This is a genomic window from Tabrizicola fusiformis (assembly GCF_013328815.1).
Taxonomy (GTDB): domain Bacteria; phylum Pseudomonadota; class Alphaproteobacteria; order Rhodobacterales; family Rhodobacteraceae; genus Fuscibacter.
This window is the reverse complement of record NZ_JABUHN010000003.1, coordinates 195832-214334: the sequence shown is the minus strand read 5'-3', so window position 1 is coordinate 214334 and position 18503 is coordinate 195832. Positions and strand designations below refer to the sequence as shown.

Annotated in this window: 20 protein-coding genes and 1 pseudogene; 11 read left to right on the top strand and 10 right to left on the bottom strand. The window is 66.1% G+C overall.

The genetic code is table 11. The annotated features are described in order from the left end of the window. The first annotated feature begins 36 nt into the window (after window positions 1-36). Together rnd and HS053_RS05825 are read left to right on the top strand one after the other, a co-directional pair. On the top strand, window positions 37-1194 hold the full coding sequence (gene rnd, locus HS053_RS05830; protein WP_174210273.1) for a ribonuclease D: 1158 nt from the start codon (window positions 37-39) through the stop codon (window positions 1192-1194). Further along, entirely contained in the window at window positions 1178-1690 is a 513-nt protein-coding gene (locus HS053_RS05825; protein WP_347233299.1) for a gluconokinase, read from the top strand. Before rnd ends, HS053_RS05825 begins: the two co-directional genes overlap by 17 nt. Here the strand turns inward: HS053_RS05825 and HS053_RS05820 are convergent. Next, window positions 1676-2137, bottom strand: a complete 462-nt coding sequence (locus HS053_RS05820) for a hypothetical protein (RefSeq protein WP_174210272.1) — start codon at window positions 2135-2137, stop codon at window positions 1676-1678. The two genes, HS053_RS05825 and HS053_RS05820, sit on opposite strands and share 15 nt — an antisense overlap. Before the next feature lie 120 nt (window positions 2138-2257). On the opposite strand from HS053_RS05820, the gene HS053_RS05815 reads away from it, so the two are divergent. Further along, window positions 2258-2659, top strand: a complete 402-nt coding sequence (locus HS053_RS05815) for a SufE family protein (RefSeq protein ID WP_174210271.1) — start codon at window positions 2258-2260, stop codon at window positions 2657-2659. Window positions 2660-2710: 51 nt separating this feature from the next. On the opposite strand, the gene HS053_RS05810 is transcribed toward HS053_RS05815, so the two are convergent. Beyond that, a complete protein-coding gene (locus HS053_RS05810; protein WP_174210270.1) occupies window positions 2711-4504 on the bottom strand; it encodes an aminopeptidase P family protein in 1794 nt (597 codons plus the stop codon). Between the two features lie 72 nt (window positions 4505-4576). Then, on the bottom strand, window positions 4577-6445 hold the full coding sequence (cobT, locus tag HS053_RS05805; RefSeq protein ID WP_174210269.1) for a cobaltochelatase subunit CobT: 1869 nt from the start codon (window positions 6443-6445) through the stop codon (window positions 4577-4579). A 152-nt stretch (window positions 6446-6597) separates the two neighbouring features. Here cobT and HS053_RS05800 point away from each other — a divergent pair, with 152 nt between their 5' ends. Beyond that, the gene (locus HS053_RS05800; protein ID WP_174210268.1) at window positions 6598-7182 is read left to right on the top strand and encodes an NADPH-dependent FMN reductase; all 585 of its coding nucleotides are present in this window, start codon (window positions 6598-6600) and stop codon (window positions 7180-7182) included. Here the strand turns inward: HS053_RS05800 and HS053_RS05795 are convergent. From HS053_RS05795 to cobS, 3 genes are all read right to left on the bottom strand, one after another. Further along, a complete protein-coding gene (locus HS053_RS05795) occupies window positions 7179-7547 on the bottom strand; it encodes a hypothetical protein (protein WP_174210267.1) in 369 nt (122 codons plus the stop codon). The genes HS053_RS05800 and HS053_RS05795 overlap by 4 nt on opposite strands. Window positions 7548-7655: 108 nt before the next feature. Then, the gene (locus HS053_RS05790; protein WP_174210266.1) at window positions 7656-8111 is read right to left on the bottom strand and encodes a hypothetical protein; all 456 of its coding nucleotides are present in this window, start codon (window positions 8109-8111) and stop codon (window positions 7656-7658) included. A gap of 11 nt (window positions 8112-8122) precedes the next feature. Then, window positions 8123-9097, bottom strand: coding sequence for a cobaltochelatase subunit CobS (gene cobS / locus HS053_RS05785; protein WP_174210265.1), 975 nt, complete (start codon window positions 9095-9097; stop codon window positions 8123-8125). A gap of 204 nt (window positions 9098-9301) precedes the next feature. Between cobS and msrB the strand changes: the two genes are divergently transcribed. Both msrB and HS053_RS05775 read left to right on the top strand, forming a co-directional pair. Further along, entirely contained in the window at window positions 9302-9766 is a 465-nt protein-coding gene (gene msrB, locus HS053_RS05780; RefSeq protein WP_174210264.1) for a peptide-methionine (R)-S-oxide reductase MsrB, read from the top strand. A 113-nt stretch (window positions 9767-9879) separates the two neighbouring features. Beyond that, a complete protein-coding gene (locus tag HS053_RS05775) occupies window positions 9880-11550 on the top strand; it encodes a glycosyltransferase family 4 protein (protein ID WP_174210263.1) in 1671 nt (556 codons plus the stop codon). 67 nt (window positions 11551-11617) lie between these two features. On the opposite strand, the gene HS053_RS05770 is transcribed toward HS053_RS05775, so the two are convergent. Then, complete coding sequence (locus HS053_RS05770) at window positions 11618-12250, bottom strand: DnaJ domain-containing protein (RefSeq protein WP_458358879.1); 633 nt, start codon at window positions 12248-12250, stop codon at window positions 11618-11620. Between the two features lie 71 nt (window positions 12251-12321). Here HS053_RS05770 and HS053_RS05765 point away from each other — a divergent pair, with 71 nt between their 5' ends. Further along, a complete protein-coding gene (locus HS053_RS05765; RefSeq protein WP_174210262.1) occupies window positions 12322-12573 on the top strand; it encodes a BolA family protein in 252 nt (83 codons plus the stop codon). 66 nt (window positions 12574-12639) lie between these two features. Here the strand turns inward: HS053_RS05765 and HS053_RS05760 are convergent, their stop codons facing one another. Then, entirely contained in the window at window positions 12640-14790 is a 2151-nt protein-coding gene (locus HS053_RS05760; protein ID WP_174210261.1) for a malate synthase G, read from the bottom strand. Between the two features lie 167 nt (window positions 14791-14957). Between HS053_RS05760 and HS053_RS05755 the strand changes: the two genes are divergently transcribed. Genes HS053_RS05755 through HS053_RS05740 form a run of 4 tightly spaced genes read left to right on the top strand, consistent with a single transcriptional unit; the run spans window position 14958 to window position 16712 of the window. Then, entirely contained in the window at window positions 14958-15302 is a 345-nt protein-coding gene (locus HS053_RS05755; protein WP_174210260.1) for an ArsR/SmtB family transcription factor, read from the top strand. Next, complete coding sequence (locus tag HS053_RS05750; RefSeq protein ID WP_174210259.1) at window positions 15292-15786, top strand: SRPBCC domain-containing protein; 495 nt, start codon at window positions 15292-15294, stop codon at window positions 15784-15786. The genes HS053_RS05755 and HS053_RS05750 overlap by 11 nt, the downstream gene beginning before the upstream one ends. Window positions 15787-15798: 12 nt before the next feature. After that, window positions 15799-16269 (top strand): SRPBCC family protein, encoded by a 471-nt coding sequence (locus HS053_RS05745; protein WP_174210258.1) that lies wholly within the window; start codon window positions 15799-15801, stop codon window positions 16267-16269. Further along, window positions 16266-16712, top strand: coding sequence for an SRPBCC domain-containing protein (locus HS053_RS05740; protein WP_174210257.1), 447 nt, complete (start codon window positions 16266-16268; stop codon window positions 16710-16712). The genes HS053_RS05745 and HS053_RS05740 overlap by 4 nt, the downstream gene beginning before the upstream one ends. A gap of 129 nt (window positions 16713-16841) precedes the next feature. Here the strand turns inward: HS053_RS05740 and HS053_RS05735 are convergent. Beyond that, window positions 16842-16964 (bottom strand): annotated as a pseudogene (locus tag HS053_RS05735) (DUF2256 domain-containing protein); the annotation flags it as partial. A 3-nt stretch (window positions 16965-16967) separates the two neighbouring features. Continuing rightward, window positions 16968-18467, bottom strand: a complete 1500-nt coding sequence (locus HS053_RS05730; protein ID WP_174210256.1) for an FAD-binding domain-containing protein — start codon at window positions 18465-18467, stop codon at window positions 16968-16970. Between the last annotated feature and the right edge of the window lie 36 nt (window positions 18468-18503).

Sequence of the window (18503 nt, the reverse complement as noted above, 5' to 3'; positions counted from 1 at the left end):
GCGGGATGCCCCCGTGAGCCCTTGCGAAAGACGCCGATGCGCACGATCACCACGACCGAAGACCTCGCCACCTTCTGCGAGGCGGCCAAAACCCATCCCTATGTCACCATCGACACCGAGTTCCTGCGCGAGCGGACCTATTGGTCCAAGCTCTGCCTGATCCAGATGGCCTTGCCCGGCAAGGACGGTGAGGCGGTGCTGATCGACCCGATCGAGGGCGAGGGCATGTCGATGGAACCGCTTTATGACCTGTTCCGCCACAAGGCGACGGTCAAGGTGTTCCACGCCGCGCGGCAGGATCTGGAGATTTTCTTCGTCGAGGGTAAGGTTTTCCCTGATCCGCTGTTTGACACGCAGGTCGCCGCCATGGTCTGCGGCTTTGGCGAGCAGGTGGGTTACGAAACGCTGGTCAAGAAGATCGCCCGCGAGAACCTCGACAAGACCAGCCGCTTTACCGATTGGTCGCGCCGCCCGCTCAGTCAGGCGCAAAAGGATTACGCCATCGCCGATGTCACCCATCTGCGGGTGATCTACGAATGGATGGTGGGGCAACTGGCCAAGAACGGCCGCCAGCCCTGGGTGGAAGAAGAGCTTGCGGTGCTGACCGATCCGGCCACCTATACCGTGCATCCCGAAGAGGCTTGGACGCGGATCAAGACCCGCACCTCCTCGGGCCGCTTTCTGGCCATCGTCAAGGCGCTGGCGCAGTTCCGCGAGGATTACGCCCAGACCCAGAACGTGCCGCGTTCGCGTGTGATGAAGGATGACGCCCTTCTGGAACTCGCCTCGACCCGGCCCGCGAATATGGAAGAGCTGAGCCGGTCGCGGATGCTCTTGCGCGAGGGGCGCAAGACCGAGATCGCCGAAGGCATCCTTGCGGCCATCAAGATCGGCTCGGAAATGAAGCCCGAGGATATGCCGAAACCCGACACCAGCCGCGAACAATTGCAGGTGAACCCGGCGCTGGCCGATCTTCTGCGCGTCTTGCTCAAGGCCAAGTCCGAGGGCCTTGGCGTGGCGCCGCGGCTGATCGCCTCGGCCGCGGACCTCGACGCGATTGCCGCGGGCGAGCGGAATGTCGATGCGCTGCGCGGCTGGCGGGCAGAGGCGTTTGGCGACGATGCACTGCGGCTTTGCCGGGGTGAAATCGCGCTGTCGGCCAAGGGAACCGAAGTGCGTGTCGTCCGGGTCTGACCCTTTGCGCCTTGTGCTGATGGGGGTGGCCGGTTGCGGCAAATCCTCGGTCGGGGCGGCGCTGGCGCCTGTGCTGGGCGCCGTCTACCGCGATGGTGACGATCTGCACCCTGCGGAAAACATTGCGAAAATGGCAGCGGGCCAGCCGCTGGACGATGCCGACCGCGCGCCCTGGCTGCGGCTTTGCGGGCAAGAATTTGCCAGGACGCCCCGGCTGATCCTTGGCTGTTCTGCACTGAAGCGTGCCTACCGCGACATCCTGCGCAGCGAAGCCGGGGGGCCGCTCCGCTTTGTGCATCTTGCCGGTTCGCGTGAGGTGATCGCGGCCCGCATGGCATCGCGCCCCGGCCATTTCATGCCGCCCGCGCTGCTGGACAGCCAGTTCGCCGCGCTTGAGCCACCCGGCGCCGATGAAGGTGCGGTGACGGCGGATATCACCCTGCCGCTGCCCGCGCTGGTGGCGGCAATCGCCGCCGCCCTCTCAACGCCGGCTTGACCGCGCGTTTTCGGCGCCCTGCACGACAATCTCGCGCACATCGGCCAGCTTGATATCGGACAGGGCCAGCGCCACCGTGATTTCGCGCGACGGCTGGGTGCCTTGCGGCCAGGGCTTGATCGGCGGGAAGACCCGGAATTCCAGCACCAGCACGCCGTTTTCGTCCAGCGGCAAGGGCACCAGATCGGCCTTCCACCAGCCTTGGGTCGGCGGCAGCCCCGTGGCGCGGATGATGGCGCCGCCCTGATAGGGCTCCACCTTCATGCTCAACACATTGCGGATGAGCGACCGGCCCTTGGCATCGAGATTCTCGGTCGGCTCTGCGGCAACCGTGACCTCCTGCGATTTGCCGAACCAATTGGCCGGGTTGAGCTTGCTGTTGCGCACCATGCCGCAAGAGGCAAGGCCAAGGGCGGCAGTCAGCATCAGGATCTGGGGCAGGCGCATGGGATGTCCCTTGGCTGGTTTCCCCTTGGGTAGCGCAAGCGCCGCGCTTTGAAAAGGCCGCGCGCTCTGGACCTTTGGCCGCGGCGGGATTACCTGCGACAGCACAGACCGGAGTTTGCCATGGCCACGCCCGCCTTTGAAGACATCGCCGATACGTTCGAGTTTCTGGACGACTGGGAAGACCGCTATCGCCATGTGATCGAACTGGGCAAGGCGATGCCGCCCCTCGACGACAGCTTCAAGGTGCCCGCCTACAAGGTCGATGGCTGCGCCAGCCAGGTCTGGCTGCGGCCGGTGGTCGAGGGGGGCAGGTTCGATTTTCAGGGCGACTCTGATGCGATGATCGTGCGCGGCCTGATCGCCGTGCTGCACGCGCTCTATTCCGGGGTGCCGGTGGGGGAGGTGGCCAAGGTCGATGCCGCCGCCGAACTGGCGCGGCTGGGGCTGAACGATCACCTTTCCGCGCAACGCTCCAACGGTCTGCGGGCGATGGTCGAACGCATCAGGAAAACCGCCGCGTAGGATGGGCAATCTGCCCATCCCGGCGATCAGAGGGTGGGCAGATTGCCCATCCTACATCTCTGCGCATGCCTCCCGGCACCAGTCCAGCGCCGCAGGCGACAGCCGCCCGGCCAGCTTCTCCAGCACCGCCGCGTGATAGGCGTTCAGCCAGCGCCGCTCGGCCCCTGACAATTCCCCGACCAGCACCAGCCGCCGGTCGAAGGGTACGAAGGTCAGCGTCTCGAAGGCCAGTTGATCGCGTCCGTCGCCGATCTTTTCCGCCTCTTCCACTACGATCAGGTTTTCCAGCCGGATACCAAAGGCCCCCTCGCGGTAATAGCCCGGCTCGTTCGACAGGATCATGCCCGGGCGCAGCGGCACTTCGCTGATCCGGCTCAGGCGCTGCGGCCCCTCATGCACCGACAGGAAGGCGCCCACGCCATGGCCGGTGCCATGGTCGAAATCCTGCCCCGCCACCCAAAGCGCAAAACGCGCCAGCGGGTCAAGGTCGCGCCCGGCAAGGCCGCGCGGCCAACGCGCCCGGCTGATGGCAATCAACCCCTGCAACACGCGGGTATATTGCAGCCGCGCCTCCGGCCCCGGATCGCCGATCGCCATGGTGCGGGTGATATCGGTCGTGCCGTCCAGATACTGGGCCCCCGAATCCACCAGAAGCAATTCGTCCCGCCCCACGGCGCGGTTCGATTCTTCGGTCACCCGGTAATGCATGATCGCGCCATTCGGCCCCGATCCGCTGATCGTGTCAAAGCTGATGTCATGCAGCGCATTGGTCGCCCGCCGGAAGCCTTCCAGCGCGCGGACCACCGAAATCTCGGTCAGGCTGCCCTCGGGCTGCCGGTCCAGCCAGCAGAGGAATTCCACCATCGCGGCGCCGTCGCGCAGATGGGCGGTGCGCATCCCCGCAATCTCGGCTTCGGTCTTGCACGCCTTGGGCAGGCGGCAGGGATCATCGCCCCAGACCACCGCAATTCCGGCGTCTTCCAGCTCCAGACTGACCGCCAGCGGCGCCGTGGCGCGGTCCACCCGCACCGGGCCGGTCAGGGTGCGCAGCGCCGGAACAAAGGCTTCGACCGGGCGCAGGGTGACCTGCTCGCCCAGATGGGCGCGGGTTTCGGCATCGAACTTTGCGGCTTCCGCGAACAAGGTCACCCGCCCGTCATCGCGTAGCACGGCAAAGCCATGCAGCACCGGATTGCGCGGCACATCGGCGCCACGGATGTTCAAGAGCCAGCAGAGCGAATCGGGCAGGGTGATTACCGCCGCCGCCTGACCCGCCGCGCGCAGCCCCTCGGCCAGCCGGGCGCGCTTGGCGGCACTGGTTTCGCCCGCCAGCGCATCGGGATGGGCAAAGGCACGGCCCATCGGCGGCGGCGGCTGATCCGGCCAGATCGCATCCACCATGTTGGCCCCGGCCCGCAGGCGCACGTCGCTGCCCTCCAGCGCCGCCTCGATCCGGGCGATCTCGTCGGCGCTGTGCAGCCAAGGATCGAACCCCACCACCCCCGCCGCCAGATGCCCGACGATCCACGGCCCCGGCTGTTCCTCGGGCCAGGGGACCGGCGTGAAATGTGCCAGATCGACCTGCCCCTTGACCTGCGTGCGATAGCGCCCGTCGATGAACACCCCGGCCACCCCCGGCAGCACGATGCAGAAGCCCGCGCTGCCGGTAAATCCGGTCAGCCATTGCAGCCGCTCATCCCGGGCGGCGACATATTCGCCCTGATGCACATCGGCGCGCGGCACCAGAAAGCCGGCCAGCCCCTCGGCTGCCAGCCGCGCGCGCAGCGCCGCCAGACGGGCCGGACCTTGCGCCGGATCGGCATGGCTGTCGAAACTCTGGAACATGGCTGGCCCTTCATCTTGGCAAAAATATCCTCGGGGGGAGGCCGAAGGCCGTGGGGGGCAGACAGCTCCCCGTTACCCGGCCCGCCGCATCCCCAGCGCCCGGGCGCGTTTCTTGGGGTCCACCTCGAACAGGCTGGCAAGCTGCTCGGTCATCGCCCCGGCAAGCTGCTCGACATCGGTGATCGTCACGGCGCGGTTGTAATAGCGCGTCACGTCATGGCCGATGCCGATTGCGATCAGTTCGACCGCCTTCTTGCGCTCGACCATGGCGATCACGTCGCGCAGGTGCTTCTCAAGGAAGCTCGCCGGATTGACCGACAGCGTCGAATCATCCACCGGCGCCCCGTCGGAAATCACCATCAGGATGCGCCGCGCCTCGGGGCGGGCCAGCATCCGGCGGTGGGCCCATTCCAGCGCCTCGCCGTCGATGTTTTCCTTCAGCAAGCCCTCTTTCATCATCAGCCCCAGATTGGGCCGCGCCCGCCGCCAGGGCGCATCGGCGCCCTTGTAGATGATATGTCGCAGGTCGTTCAGCCGGCCCGGCTGCTGCGGGCGGCCCTGCGCCAGCCAGCGCTCGCGGCTTTGCCCGCCCTTCCAGGCGCGGGTGGTGAAGCCCAGAATCTCCACCTTCACCGAACAGCGTTCCAGCGTGCGCGCCAGCACATCAGCGCAGATCGCGGCAATCGAAATCGGGCGGCCCCGCATCGAGCCGGAGTTGTCCAAGAGAAGCGTCACACAGGTATCGCGGAACTCGGTATCCTTCTCCTGCTTGAACGACAGCGGCGTGGTCGGGTTGGCCACCACGCGCGCCAGACGGCCCGCATCCAGCGTGCCTTCCTCAAGATCGAACAGCCAACTCCGGTTCTGCTGCGCCTGCAAACGGCGCTGCAATTTGTTGGCCAGACGGCTGACGGCACCTTTCAGCGGCTCAAGCTGCTGGTCCAGATAGGCGCGCAGCCGTTCCAGCTCAGCCGGTTCGGCAAGGTCTTCGGCGCGGATTTCCTCATCGAAATCCGTGGTATAGACGGTATAGGACGGGTCGGCATCGGAATGTGGGGCAGGGGGCGGCGGCTCCAGCGGTGCCTCGCCTTCGGGCAGTTCGGTTTCATCGCCCTGCTCCATGTCGGCGCTGTCTTCCATCGTGACTTGCGCTTGCGACTGGTCTTGCTGCTCTTCCTGCGTCTGCTCGGGGCTGGCTTCGGTTTCATCCGAGTCCTGCTCTTCGGAGCCAGCGTTTTCCGGGCTGTCTTCGGCCTGTTCCTCGCCCGCCTCATCCTCGGTATCGTCCTGATCGGGGTCGTCGCCCAACTGGTCGCCATAGCCAAGGTCGGAAATCACCTTGCGCGCCAGCCGGGCAAAAGCCGCCTGATCGGCCAGCACATGGTCAAGGTTGTCCAGCGTGCCGCCCGCCTGCTCTTCGATGAAGCCGCGCCAGAGGTCCATCACATGCTGGGCCGGTTTCGGCAGATCGCGCCCCGTGGCGAGGGACCGCACCAGATAACCCGCCGCCACCGGCAGCGGCGCCTCCGAGGCGCTGGTGATCTGGCCATAGCCCTTGCGGTCGGCCTCCCAGGCGATCTTGGCGTCGATATTGGTCGCGGTGCCGGGCATCGCCCGCGCGCCCACCGCCTCACACCGGGCGGTTTCCATCGCGTCGTAGATTTCCCGCGCCAAGGCCCCGGTGGGCGCATAGCGGGCCGAGGTCGCCTCGTTGTGATACTTGCGCTTCAACGCAAAGGCATCCGCCGTGCCGCGCGCCAGCAGCACCTCGTCGCGGGTCATGCGGCGGCTGACCTGCGGCAGCCGCACGCCATCCTTGTTCATGCCCGCAGGATCGACCGAATAGGTGACGGTCATCTCCGGGTCATTGGCCATGGTCTTGGTGGCCTCGGCCAGGGCCTTTTTGAACGGGTCTGCGGGGTTGTCGCTGGGCTTGCTCATGATGGCGCCAGATTGGCACCTCGCGCGCGCAGGAGCAAGGGCGCCCCTGCAGCAATGCACAGCTCCCGCGCGGCGGTGCGGAATTGAGATGTCGCCGGAAAGCGCCATCTTGAGCGCAACGAACACCACACCCCGTCCAAAGGATCAAGACCATGACCAAACCGAAAATCGCCGTTATCGTTTCCTCGACCCGCCCGACCCGCTTTGCCGACATTCCCACCAAATGGATCGTCGAAAAGGCCGCCGCCCATGGCCAGCTTGATGTCGAAGTGCTGGATCTGCGCGACTACCCGCTGCCCTTCTTCGACGAAGTGGCCTCGAACGCCTGGGCGCCCAGCCAGAACGAAGTCGCCGTCAAGTGGCAGAAGAAACTGGCCGAGTTCGACGGCTATATCTTCGTCGTGGCCGAGTATAACCGCTCGATCACCGGCGCGCTGAAGAACGCGCTGGATCAGGCTTATGTCGAGTGGGCGAAAAAGCCTTTCGGTGCCGTGGCCTATGGTTCGATGGGTGGCACCGCCGCGCTGGGCCATCTGCGCCAGATCGGTGTCGAGCTGCAAATGGTTCCCGTCCGCAACTCGGTTCACATCGGCGCGGGCGACTTCTTCAAGGTCCACCCCGGCTTTGGCGGTTCGGGCAATCTGGCCGACATCGAAGGCTCGATCGGTGCTTCGGCCACCGCGCTGCTCGACGATGTGACCTGGTGGGCCAAGGCGACCAAGGCTGCCCGCGCCTAACCCAAGAGCAAGGCCCGGCAGGCGGCGACAAGCCGCTCCGCCCGCCGGGCCGCGATCCCCTCGGGGTCAGAACCGAAAGCCGCCCGCTGCAACAAGGCAGTCTGGGCGGCTTTTGCATTGATGCGCCAGGTGATCAGATGCGGCAGCACCTCGGCCGGGGCCGCCGCTTCGGCAAGGGCGACCATCGCGTCGCGCTGCCGCGCGGTCTGTTCCGAGGCGGGGCCGTCGGTCAGCCATTGAAACTCGGTCAGAGCGGAAAGGCGGCCGGCGCAGGTGGCAAAAAGATGCTCCGGGCTTTGCGCGTGCAGGGGGAAGGCCAGAACAAGGCTGGCCCATGCCGCAAACAAAGTTCGCACAACGCCCATATAAAGGACGATACGCCGATCTTATCGGCAATCAAGCGGCTCCGTAGGATGGGCAATCTGCACATCCTTACCCAAGGCAGGGATGGGCAGATTGCCCATCCTACGGACCTAATGGGCGGCCGCGGTTGTGCCGTCCAGCCGTTGATAGGTTCGCAGCAAATTCTTGCAGTGAATGCAAATTTCATCCTCCATACAGGTCGGAGGAAAAGCCCCGGTGGCGCCCATGCTGCGATATAGCTCCAGCAGGACAGGTTTGGAATTTTCTACATCGTAGGTGATGTCTCTGGCATAGAACTTCAGAACCAGATCTTTCGCCAGGCGCCGTCCGGTGTCGAACTGGGCGACTCGGGAATGGCGCGCAACATAGTCTGCGAAAAAATACGCAGCCGCCCGCTCATTGCGTATCGCTTCGCTGTTTGCCTTCCAATCGCGCATCAAATCTGCGCGCACTTCAAAGCTGGCGCTGCAAAGCACGATTTCGTCGATCTGGTCAGATGAAAGATCGCTGGGGAGGCCTTGGGCATGGGCGGCGCCAGTTTCCAGCATTGCCAGAACTGCAAGCATCGCCCATCGCATCACTTCATCGCCATGCTCGCCGCACTCTCCGGCAGTTCCTCGCCGAAGCAGCGCTGGAAGAATTCGGCGACGGTCTGCCGCTCCAGCTCGTCGCATTTGTTCAGGAACGACAGCCGGAACGCATAGCCGACATTGCGGAAAATCTCGGCATTCTGCGCCCAGTTCAGCACCGTCCGCGGCGACATCACCGTGGAGAGATCGCCGTTCATGAAGGCGGTGCGGGTGAGGTCGGCCACGGTCACCATCTGGTTGATGGTCTTGCGGCCCTTCTCGGTGTTGTAATGCGGGCTTTTGGCCAGAACGATGGCCGCCTCGGCATCATGCGACAGATAGTTCAGCGTCGCCACAAGGCTCCAGCGGTCCATCTGCGCCTGGTTGATCTGCTGGGTGCCGTGATAGAGGCCGGTCGTATCCCCAAGGCCCACGGTGTTCGCGGTGGCGAACAGCCGGAAGGACGGGTGGGGGGTGATGATCTCGTTCTGGTCCAGAAGCGTCAGCTTGCCGTCATGCTCCAGCACGCGCTGGATCACGAACATCACATCCGCCCGGCCCGCGTCATATTCGTCAAACACGATGGCCACAGGGTTGCGCAGCGCCCAAGGCAGAATCCCCTCGTGGAATTCGGTCACCTGCTTGCCGTCGCGCAGCTTGATCGCATCCTTGCCGATCAGGTCGATCCGGCTGATGTGGCTGTCAAGGTTCACCCGCACGGTGGGCCAGTTCAGCCGGGCGCCGACCTGTTCGATATGGGTCGATTTGCCGGTGCCGTGATAGCCCTGGATCATCACCCGGCGGTTATAGGCATAGCCGGCAAGGATCGCCAAAGTCGTATCGGGGTCGAATTTATAGGTGCTGTCGATCTCGGGCACGCGGTCGCTGCGTTCGGCAAAGCCCTTCACCCGCATGTCGGTGTCGATGCCGAAAACATCCCGCACAGAGATTTCTTCGGTGGGTTTCATCACAGTGTCCAGCATCGCCTTGCCCAATCGCCCCAGTCGCTTCGTCAAAAAATCGCAGGCCGGGCACCAAGGGCCCTGACCGTCCGGGGTCAGTAGTGGAACATATCGCCCCGGGCCGCAAGGGGAGGGATGGCGTGCTTTCCCATTGGCGTGAGGCGATGAAACTTATCCGCCATCGGCCGCGTAACCTGCCACAGTGACACGCGACAGGAGGTAATCATGCACAGACGGGGATTCCTTTGGGCCGGGGCGGCTGCGGTTGCGCTCGGCCTGCCTGCGGTTGCGCGGGGCGAAAGTTTCGAGGTCAGTCTCAGCGACGGGGACTGGCTTGCGCGGCTTGGGCCGGACCGCTTTGGGGTGCTGCGGCAAGAGGCGACGGAACCGGCAGGGTCCAGCCCGCTCAACCATGAAAAGCGGGCGGGCACCTTCCTCTGCGCCGGCTGCGACCTGCCGCTGTTTTCGTCAACCACGAAATATGACAGCGGCACCGGCTGGCCCTCGTTCTGGGAGCCTTTGGCGAATGCGGTGGCCACCCGCCCCGACCCGGGCCTGTTCGGCAGCCGGACCGAGGTGCATTGCCGCCGCTGTGGCGGGCATCTGGGCCATGTCTTTGACGACGGGCCGCCGCCGACGGGCAAACGGTTCTGCATGAACGGGCTGGCGCTGACCTTCCGGGCGGGCTGATCAAGGGGCGATTCCGGCTTTCTTAGCGGCGGACAACCGCCTAGCCTGCGGCGGAGTGACAGGAGATTACCCTTGCCGATGCCCCGCCCCTGCCGCCGTGAAGGGCGCCCGGAATGACGGACCCGGCCCGCAATGCGGCGCTGTGGTATGCGCCCGACGGCTATGATCCGGCCGCCAAGGGCATCAATGGCCGCCGCGTGGCCGGGGAAAGCTTTCTGCGCGGTTTCCTGCGCCATGCCGACATTGCCGAAGCGGTGCTGCTGACCGGCAATCCCGCCGAAGCCGAGCCTGTCCGCGCCCTTGCCGAAAGCCTGCGCCCGGGCCTGCCCCTGCGCATCGTGTCCAGCCAGCAGCCGGGCGGCATCGCGCCGATCCGCACCCTCTATTACCCCAGCCCCAATTTCGCGCCCGAGGCATGGCGGCGTGCGCCCTATGGTCCGGGGGCCTGGTCTCTCAGCGGGGTGACCCATACCACCTCGACCGCGGCGGTGATGGAGGGTTGGCTGAACCTGCGGGTTGCGCCGGTCAAACCATGGGATGCGGTGATCTGCACCAGCCGGGCGGTGCGCGCTTCGGTTGACTATCAAATGGACCTGATCGACGCCCATCTGGCCAGCCATCTGGGCGCCCGCCCGGGGCCGCGCCCCCTGCTGCCGGTCATCCCGCTGGGCATCGACTGCGCGGCCTTTGCCCCCGACCCGGCGGCAGGGGCGGCCTTGCGCGCCCGGCTGGGGGCTGCGCCGCAGGATGTGGTCTTCACCACCATCGCCCGCCTGACCCCGCATGAGAAGTTCGATCCCCTCCCGGTCTATCTTGCCATGGCCGAGGCGCAGCGCCGCCTGCCGCCGGGTCAGCGGTTGCATGTCGTGTTCTGCGGCCTCTTCCGCGACGATTATTCCCGCCGGGTGTTTGAAGCCGGGGCGGCGGCGCTGATGCCCGGGGTGGGGTTTGCCCTGACCGACGGCGCCGATCCGCACGAGCGCAGCGCGGCGCTGTCGGGGGCGGATGTCTTTCTGTTCCCGATCGACAACATTCAGGAAACCTTCGGCCTTGCCCCGGTCGAAGCCATGGCGGCGGGCCTGCCTTTGCTGGTGTCGGACTGGGATGGCATGAAGGATACCGTCACGCCTGATGTCGGGTTCCGGGTGACCAGCCGGATGCTCGGCCCGCAGGCGCTGGCGCCCGAGGCGCTGCGCTATCGCGGCGGCGTCGATAATTATGTGCAATATTGCGCTGCAACCTCTGCCATGACCGAGTTGGACATTGGCGAAATGGTGACGCGCATCCTTGACCTCGCGCTCAATCCCGGGCTGCGGCGGCGGATGGGGCAGGCGGGGGCGGCGCGGGCGCGCGGCGTTTATGACTGGGCGCAGGTCATCCCCCGAATGCAGGATCTCTGGGCCGAGCAAGAGGCGCTGCGCCGCGCCGGGGCGGCTTCGGCCCCGCGCTATCCCGCCCATGCGTTGCCGGTGGCGCCATCGCCCACCGCCCTCTTCGCGGCATGGCCAAGCGAGGTGGCCGATCTGGCCACCCCCCGCTTTGCCGCCCGCGACCTGTCCGGCCGGGCCGATCTGGAGGCGACGCTGACCGCGCGGGATTATGGCGGGGTGAAGCGGATGTTCGCCGCCCCGGCACAGATCGCGGCGCTGCTGCGCGCGGTGACCGAGGCCGGCCCGCCGGGCACCAGCCGCGACGCGCTGGCGGCCCAGCTTCGGTTGGCGCCCGCTTCGGTCGAGCGCATCCTGATCTGGCTTTTGAAATACGACTTCATCCGGCGGGTCTGATCGCATCCGGGCGCAGGCAGGATGGGCAGATTGCCCATCCTACGGGCAAGTCGGGCACCCGGCCCTGTCAGTCCTTGAAGAACCGGCTGTCCTTGATCTGATCCCAGGCCCAGACCACCTCTTGCAGCCGTTCCTCGTCGCTGCGGTCGCCGCCGTTCATGTCGGGGTGCAGATCCTTGACCAGCGACTTGTATTGCTTGCGGATTTCCGCCTTGGTCCAGGTGTCGCGGGCATCAAGGATTTCTACCGCCTTGCGCTCGGTCGGGGGCAGCTTGCGGGTGGCGGTCGAAACCGGGCGCCCGGGGTTCTGCGTGGCCTTCTCGCCCAAAAGCTCCATCGGATCATCCACGCCCAGCCGCTGCCAGGCGCGGCCGTCATCCTTGCGGCTGAAGGGCTTGGTCTCGCGCTCCCACATGCGGTCCTTGTCCCAGAGCTTCTTGAACTCTTCATCGGTGGCGGTGCCGAAGAAATTCCATTTCAGGTTGTATTCGCGGATGTGGTCGCGGCAGAACCAGAAATACTCGTCCAGAAGATCGGGCGATTTCGGCGCACGATAGGCGCCCTTCTCCTTGCAGCCCGGAAAATCGCAGGGCCGGGTCGAACTGTCAAAGGCGCCGGACATGCCGCCGCGCCGCCCGGTCTTGCGCTTGGCCTTGTCGGCCGACACCCGCAGGTCAAATTCAAAGGGGGTTTTGGACATCAGCAGGCCTTTCCGACTCGGGGCCACAAGTTTAGGGATTTGGCTGGCAAGGTGAAGGGGGCAACGGAAAAATGAATATCGAGAGCGAGATGCGCCACCGGCTGACCGCCGCCTTCGCCCCCGAGCGGCTGGAGGTGGTGAACGAAAGCCACCGCCATGCCGGGCATTCCGGCGATGACGGCAGCGGAGAAAGCCATTTCGCGGTTCTGATCCGGTCAGCGGCGCTGGCGCCCCTTGGCCGGGTCGCCCGCCACCGCGCCGTGCATCAGGCGCTGGGCGATCTGGTGGGCCGCATCCACGCGCTGGCGATCGACGCGGCCTGACCGGGCCTGTATTTACGAAAAAAATACAGAATAACTACGGAAAAGGGACGCGGAAACGACGGCGCCTTACAGCGCCTTCGCCACCTGCCGCCAGTGATGCAGCAGCGGTTCGGTATAGCCCGAAGGCTGCTCGCGCCCCTTGAAGACCAGATCGCAGGCCGCCCGGAACGCCGGCCCGTCAAAGCCCGGCGCCATCGGCCGATAGGCCGCATCCCCGGCGTTCTGGCCATCGACCACAGCCGCCATCTTGCGCATCACCGCCATGACCTGATCGGCGCTGACCACGCCGTGATGCAGCCAGTTGGCCAGATGCTGCGCCGAAATCCGGCAGGTGGCACGGTCTTCCATCAGCGCCACATCATGGATGTCGGGCACTTTGGAACAGCCCACCCCCTGATCGACCCAGCGCACCACATAGCCCAGGATGCCCTGCGCGTTGTTCTCGGTTTCCGATGTAATTTCATCGGGTTGCCAGTTGATCCCCGCCGCCGTCGGCACTGTCAGAAGGTCGGCCAGGGTGCCGCGCGCCCCGCCCTTGGCAATCTCGTCCTGACGGGCGCGGACATCGACGCGGTGGTAATGCGTGGCGTGCAGCGTGGCGGCGGTGGGCGAGGGCACCCAGGCGCAATTCGCCCCGGCGCGGGGATGGGCGATCTTCTGCTCCAGCATCGCCGCCATCAGATCGGGCGCCGCCCACATCCCCTTGCCGATCTGCGCGCGCCCCTGCAAGCCGCAGGCCAGCCCGATATCGACGTTGCGATCTTCGTAACTCTTGATCCAGGCGGCATTTTTCATGTCGCCCTTGCGGATCATCGGCCCCGCTTCCATGCCCGTGTGCATCTCATCCCCGGTCCGGTCGAGGAAGCCGGTATTGATGAAAGCCACCCGGTCGCGCGCCGCCCTGATGCATTCCTTGAGATTGGCGCTGGTTCGGCGCTCTTCATCCATGATGCCCAGCTTGACGGTATTGGCAGGCAGGCCCAGCGCCGCCTCGACCTGGTCAAAGATTTCCACGGCAAAGGCCACTTCTTCCGGCCCGTGCATCTTGGGCTTGACCACATAGACCGAGCCGGCCACCGAATTGCGCGGCCCCTCGGGTTTCTTCAGGTCGTGCAGCGCGCAAAGCGTGGTGACAAAGGCATCCATGATGCCTTCGGGCACCTCGGCGCCATCCGGCAGCAGGATGGCCGGATTGGTCATCAGATGCCCGACATTGCGCACCAGCATCAGCGCGCGGCATTTGACGGGCAGGGGGCTGCCATCGGGGGCGGTATAGGTGAAATCGCCGTAAAGCCGCCGGGTGATGGTCTTGCCGCCCTTCTGCACCTCTTCCGTCAGGTCGCCCTTCATCAGGCCCAGCCAGTTGCCATAGGCCAGAACCTTGTCCTCGGCATCGACGGCGGCGATGGAATCTTCGCAATCCATGATGGCCGACAGCGCCGCCTCAAGGTTCACCGCTGCGATGCCCGCCGGGTCGGTGATGCCGGTGCCCTCTTTGCGGTTCACGAGGATTTCGATCTTCAACCCGTTGTTTTCCAACAGGACAAAGCCCCAATCCCCGTCCTGCGCATGGCCCAGATACTGGCCCGGGCGCAGCAAGCCCACCGGCCCGCGCGCGGTGGCAAGCTGCAACTCGGCCCCCGCCACAATCGCGGTGACCTCCGCCCATGTGGCCCCGGAAAGCGGCGCGGCGGTGTCAAGGAACGCCTTGGCCCAAGCGATCACCCGCGCGCCGCGCTCGGGGTCAAAGCCCTTGCCCTTGGGCAGGTCGCCCAAGGCATCGGTGCCATAAAGCGCATCGTAAAGATTGCCCCAGCGGGCATTGGCGGCATTCAGCGCATAGCGCGCGTTCATCACCGGCACCACAAGCTGCGGCCCGGCGATGCGGGCAATCTCGGGGTCCACATTGGCGGTGCCGATCTGGAAATCCGGCCCCTCCGGCAAGAGATAGCCGATCTCGCGCAGAAACGCCTGATAGGCGGCAGGGTCGGGCGCCTGCCCGCGGTGGGCGATGTGCCAGCCGTCGATCTGCGCCTGCAACACGCTCCGCCGTTCCAGCAAGGCCCGGTTTTTTGGCGCCAGATCGGTCAGCGTGGCGGCAAGGCCGCTCCAGAAGGCATCGGCACCAATGCCGCTGCCGGGCAGGGCCTTCCCCTCGACGAAGGCCACCAGCCGGGCATCCACCTGCAACCCGCTGCGATCCAACCGTTCGACCATTGCCGCCCCTCCTGCTGCATACCTCTGTCCACAGATACGGGCCGCCGCCGTTTCAGGCAACACAGGCCACGGCCCGATTGCCCTTGCCGGGCGGAATATGCTTCGGCCAAAGCCTGAAAATCCATCAGGCGGCTTGCCAGCCTTGGCGGGACATGATACTTAGCGTTATGGCTAAGTTTGATCCCGACCTCGACCTTATCTTTCAGGCGCTGTCCGATCCGACGCGGCGTGCCATGCTGGCGCGGCTGGGCAAGGGGGCGGTGCCGGTTTCCGAACTGGCGCGGCCGACCGGCCTCGCCCTGCCCACGGTGATGCGCCATCTGTCGGTTCTGGAAGAGGCGCAACTGATTGCCACCGAAAAGACCGGCCGCACCCGGATGTGCCATGCCCGGCCCGAAACGCTGGCCGCCACAGCCGACTGGCTGGCCGAACAGCGCGCCATCTGGGAGGGCCGCGCCGACCGGCTGGAAGCCTATGTGATGAAGCTGATGGAGCAAGGCGATGACAACTGACCGCGACCCTGCCCTTGATCCCGCACGCGACCTGCGGGTGGAACGGCTGATCCCGGCGCCCGCCGCAACGCTCTGGCGCTGCCTGACCGAGGCGGACCGCCTGCGCCGCTGGTGGGTGCCAAGCCCGGTGGAAATCACCGATCTGGTGATCGAGCCGCAGCCCGGCGGGCGGTTTTTCACCCATATGCGCCTGCCGGATGGCGGCGAACACCGCGTTGAAATGATGATCCTTCATGCCGAGCCGCAGCACCGGCTGCGCTTTACCGACCTGATGACAGCGGGCTTTGTGCCGGTGGCGCAGCCGATGTTCGGCTTTGCCGCCGAAATCGCGCTGATCGCCGAAGGGGCGGCCACCCGCTATGTCGCCACCGCCCGCCATGCCCGCCCCGAGGATGCCAGCCGCCACCGCGAGATGGGCTTTCACGACGGCTGGGGCACGGTGGCTGATCAGCTTGCGGCGCTTGCGCCCTCATTTGACGATTGAAAGGAGACGATCATGCAGCTTGACCCGGAACTGGACCTGCAACTGGTGCGTGAACTGAACGCGCCGCGCGAATTGCTGTATAAATGCTGGACCACGCCCGAACATCTGGTTCACTGGTTCGTGCCGAAGCCCCATAAGGTGACCCATTGCAGCCTGGACGTGCGCCCCGGCGGCGCCTGCAACACCACGTTTGAGGTGGAGGGCAACCTGATGGAAAACAACGGCGTTTATCTTGAGGTGATCCCCAACGAAAAGCTGGTCTTCACCGATGGCTACACCGCCGGTTGGAAACCCGCGCCCGAACCCTTCATGACCGCCATCGTCACCTTCGAGGATTTGGGCGGCGGGCGGACCCGCTATACCGCCACCGCCCGGCACCGCAACCCGGATACGGCCAAGGCGCACAAGGACATGGGCTTTTACGATGGCTGGGGCACGGTCGCCACGCAGCTTGAAACCTATGCGCAGGGATTGAAGGCATGACCTCCGACCGCACCATGCTGATCCAGCGGACCATCCGGGCGCCGGTCCGTCTGGTCTGGGGCGCCTGGATGAATCCCGAAACCCTGCCGCAATGGTGGGGGCCGGACGGGTTTTCCTGCCGCACCGCGCGGATCGACCTGCGCGAAGGCGGTGAATGGGTGTTCGACATGATCGGGCCGGATGGCACGGTCTGGCCCAACCACCACCGCTATACGCTGGTAGAGCCGCAGAGCCGTCTGGAATACACCCTGCACTGGGGCGAGAACGGCCCGAAACATGCCGATGCCTGGGCCAGTTTCGCCGAGGTGGACGGCGTGACCACGGTCACCCTTGGCATGATCTTCATCACGCCCGAGGAATACGAAAACGCCAAAGGCTTTGGCGCGGTGGAACTGGGGCTTCAGACGCTGGGCAAATTGGCCCGCTTCATCGGCGCCAACTGATCTTCTGCCCCATCCTCTTTCTGCAAATATCCTGCGGGGAGGTCCGGAGGGGTGCAAAACCCCTCCGGGGTCGGGCAGGGGCGGGCCGCTCGTGATGTCTTGCCTTGCAGCCCCCTTGCGCCTGCGGCAGCCGTCCGAGCAGTATCTGACCTCGTCCCAGACCTTGGCCCAGGCCCGGCGCCAGACCATCGGGCGGCCACAGGTCGCACAGGTCTTGACCGGCAGGTTGGCCTTTTTGCGCGTCTTCGCCATGGCTTACAGGTCCAGCGCTAGTTGGGCCGAGGCAGGCCGTGCCGTCATCCGGCGCGGGCTGCGGGCCGGGGCGCGGCTGGCGTGGCGGGCGGCGATGGCCGCCGCCTCATCCCGGTGGCCCTCGCGGCGGCGCAACTCCCAGACGGCATCGCGGGCGGCCCGCGCCGCTGCCACCGGATCGACCAGCGGCTCGGGATAGCGGCGCCCGGCGATTTTCGCAAAGCCCGGCCATTTCCACGGCTCTTGCAGAAAACCGTCCGGCACCGCCGCCAGTTCCGGCAGCCAGCGCCGGGTGAAGGCGCCGGTCGGGTCCTGCTCCAGCCCCTGTTTCACCGGGTTGTAGATGCGCGGCGTGTTGATCGCCGTCACCCCCGACTGCATCTGCACCTGCGGCCAGTGGATGCCCGGCTCGTAATCGGTGAAGGCCCGGGCCAGCACATGGCCCGTCGCCCGCCAGTCCAGCCAGAGGTGATACGAAGCCACCGCCATCAGCATTGCCCGCATCCGGAAATTCAGCCAGCCCGTGGCCTGAAGATAGCGCATACAGGCATCGACAAAAGGCAGGCCGGTCTGCCCGGTGGCCCATGCTGCCAGCCGGGTGGCATCGGCTTCGCGCGGGCGAAGCGCCTCGGCGGCGCGCGACAGGCAGCGCAGCTCGATGTCGGGCTGATCTTCCAGCTTCTGCATGAAGTGATCGCGCCAGGCGAGGCGGCTTTGAAAGCTGGACAGCGCCCCGCCCCAGCGCCCGCCGGGCCGTTCCGCCGCGCGGGCCGTGGTTGCCTGCACCGCCTCGCGCCCCGACAGGCTGCCAAGGGCCAGATGCGGCGACAGCCGCGAGCAGGCCCGCTCGGCGGCGAGGGGGGCGGACATTGCGCTGCGATAGGGCTCCCCGCGCTGCGTCAGAAAGCTGTCGAGCAGCAACAACGCCTCGGTCCGGCCGCCACGCTGGCGATGGGGGCAGCGGTCTTCGGCCAGCCGCAGGGCGCGGGCGGTGGGGATCTGCCCGCGCTCGACCCCCGGAACCGGCACCATGGCGGGCGCCGGCAGCACCGCCTCGGCGGTGAAGGCATCGCGCCGCGCCTGCCAGCCGTCACGGTTGCCAAGGCGCCGCACCACGCCCGATTGCGGCACCTCATGCCAGACAATCCCCGCGCCGCGCGCCCATGCGCCGACTTGCCGGTCGCGGGCGAAGGTCCAGAGATTGCCGGTTTCCTCATGGCTGACGATCGTGGTGATGTCATGCTGCCGACACAGCCGCGCCAGCACCTCGACCGCGGGCCCCACGCGCAGCACCAGCGGCATCCCAACCGCTGCCAGTGCCTCACGCAGATCGGCCAGCGCCTCGGCCGTCACCTCCCATTGCCGGGCTGAGGTGTCGGGGAGCTGCCAATATTCCGGCTCGACCACATAGACCGGCAAGGCCCGGCCCATGCCCGCCGCAAGGGTCAGCGCGGGATGGTCGGCAAGGCGCAGGTCGCGTTTGAGCCAGACGAGAACATTCATGGAACAAAGACATAGCTGCCCGCCGGGATTCGGCAA

Bases quoted from the DNA above. Each gene is read 5' to 3' on its own strand.
- rnd (WP_174210273.1), top strand. From the start codon at position 37: ATGCGCACGATCACCACGACCGAAGACCTCGCCACCTTCTGCGAGGCG.
- HS053_RS05820 (WP_174210272.1), bottom strand. From the start codon at position 2,137: ATGCGCCTGCCCCAGATCCTGATGCTGACTGCCGCCCTTGGCCTTGCC.
- HS053_RS05815 (WP_174210271.1), top strand. From the start codon at position 2,258: ATGGCCACGCCCGCCTTTGAAGACATCGCCGATACGTTCGAGTTTCTG.
- HS053_RS05810 (WP_174210270.1), bottom strand. From the start codon at position 4,504: ATGTTCCAGAGTTTCGACAGCCATGCCGATCCGGCGCAAGGTCCGGCC.
- cobT (WP_174210269.1), bottom strand. From the start codon at position 6,445: ATGAGCAAGCCCAGCGACAACCCCGCAGACCCGTTCAAAAAGGCCCTG.
- HS053_RS05800 (WP_174210268.1), top strand. From the start codon at position 6,598: ATGACCAAACCGAAAATCGCCGTTATCGTTTCCTCGACCCGCCCGACC.
- HS053_RS05795 (WP_174210267.1), bottom strand. From the start codon at position 7,547: ATGGGCGTTGTGCGAACTTTGTTTGCGGCATGGGCCAGCCTTGTTCTG.
- HS053_RS05790 (WP_174210266.1), bottom strand. From the start codon at position 8,111: ATGCTTGCAGTTCTGGCAATGCTGGAAACTGGCGCCGCCCATGCCCAA.
- cobS (WP_174210265.1), bottom strand. From the start codon at position 9,097: ATGCTGGACACTGTGATGAAACCCACCGAAGAAATCTCTGTGCGGGAT.
- msrB (WP_174210264.1), top strand. From the start codon at position 9,302: ATGCACAGACGGGGATTCCTTTGGGCCGGGGCGGCTGCGGTTGCGCTC.
- HS053_RS05775 (WP_174210263.1), top strand. From the start codon at position 9,880: ATGACGGACCCGGCCCGCAATGCGGCGCTGTGGTATGCGCCCGACGGC.
- HS053_RS05770 (WP_458358879.1), bottom strand. From the start codon at position 12,250: ATGTCCAAAACCCCCTTTGAATTTGACCTGCGGGTGTCGGCCGACAAG.
- HS053_RS05765 (WP_174210262.1), top strand. From the start codon at position 12,322: ATGAATATCGAGAGCGAGATGCGCCACCGGCTGACCGCCGCCTTCGCC.
- HS053_RS05760 (WP_174210261.1), bottom strand. From the start codon at position 14,790: ATGGTCGAACGGTTGGATCGCAGCGGGTTGCAGGTGGATGCCCGGCTG.
- HS053_RS05755 (WP_174210260.1), top strand. From the start codon at position 14,958: ATGGCTAAGTTTGATCCCGACCTCGACCTTATCTTTCAGGCGCTGTCC.
- HS053_RS05750 (WP_174210259.1), top strand. From the start codon at position 15,292: ATGACAACTGACCGCGACCCTGCCCTTGATCCCGCACGCGACCTGCGG.
- HS053_RS05745 (WP_174210258.1), top strand. From the start codon at position 15,799: ATGCAGCTTGACCCGGAACTGGACCTGCAACTGGTGCGTGAACTGAAC.
- HS053_RS05740 (WP_174210257.1), top strand. From the start codon at position 16,266: ATGACCTCCGACCGCACCATGCTGATCCAGCGGACCATCCGGGCGCCG.
- HS053_RS05730 (WP_174210256.1), bottom strand. From the start codon at position 18,467: ATGAATGTTCTCGTCTGGCTCAAACGCGACCTGCGCCTTGCCGACCAT.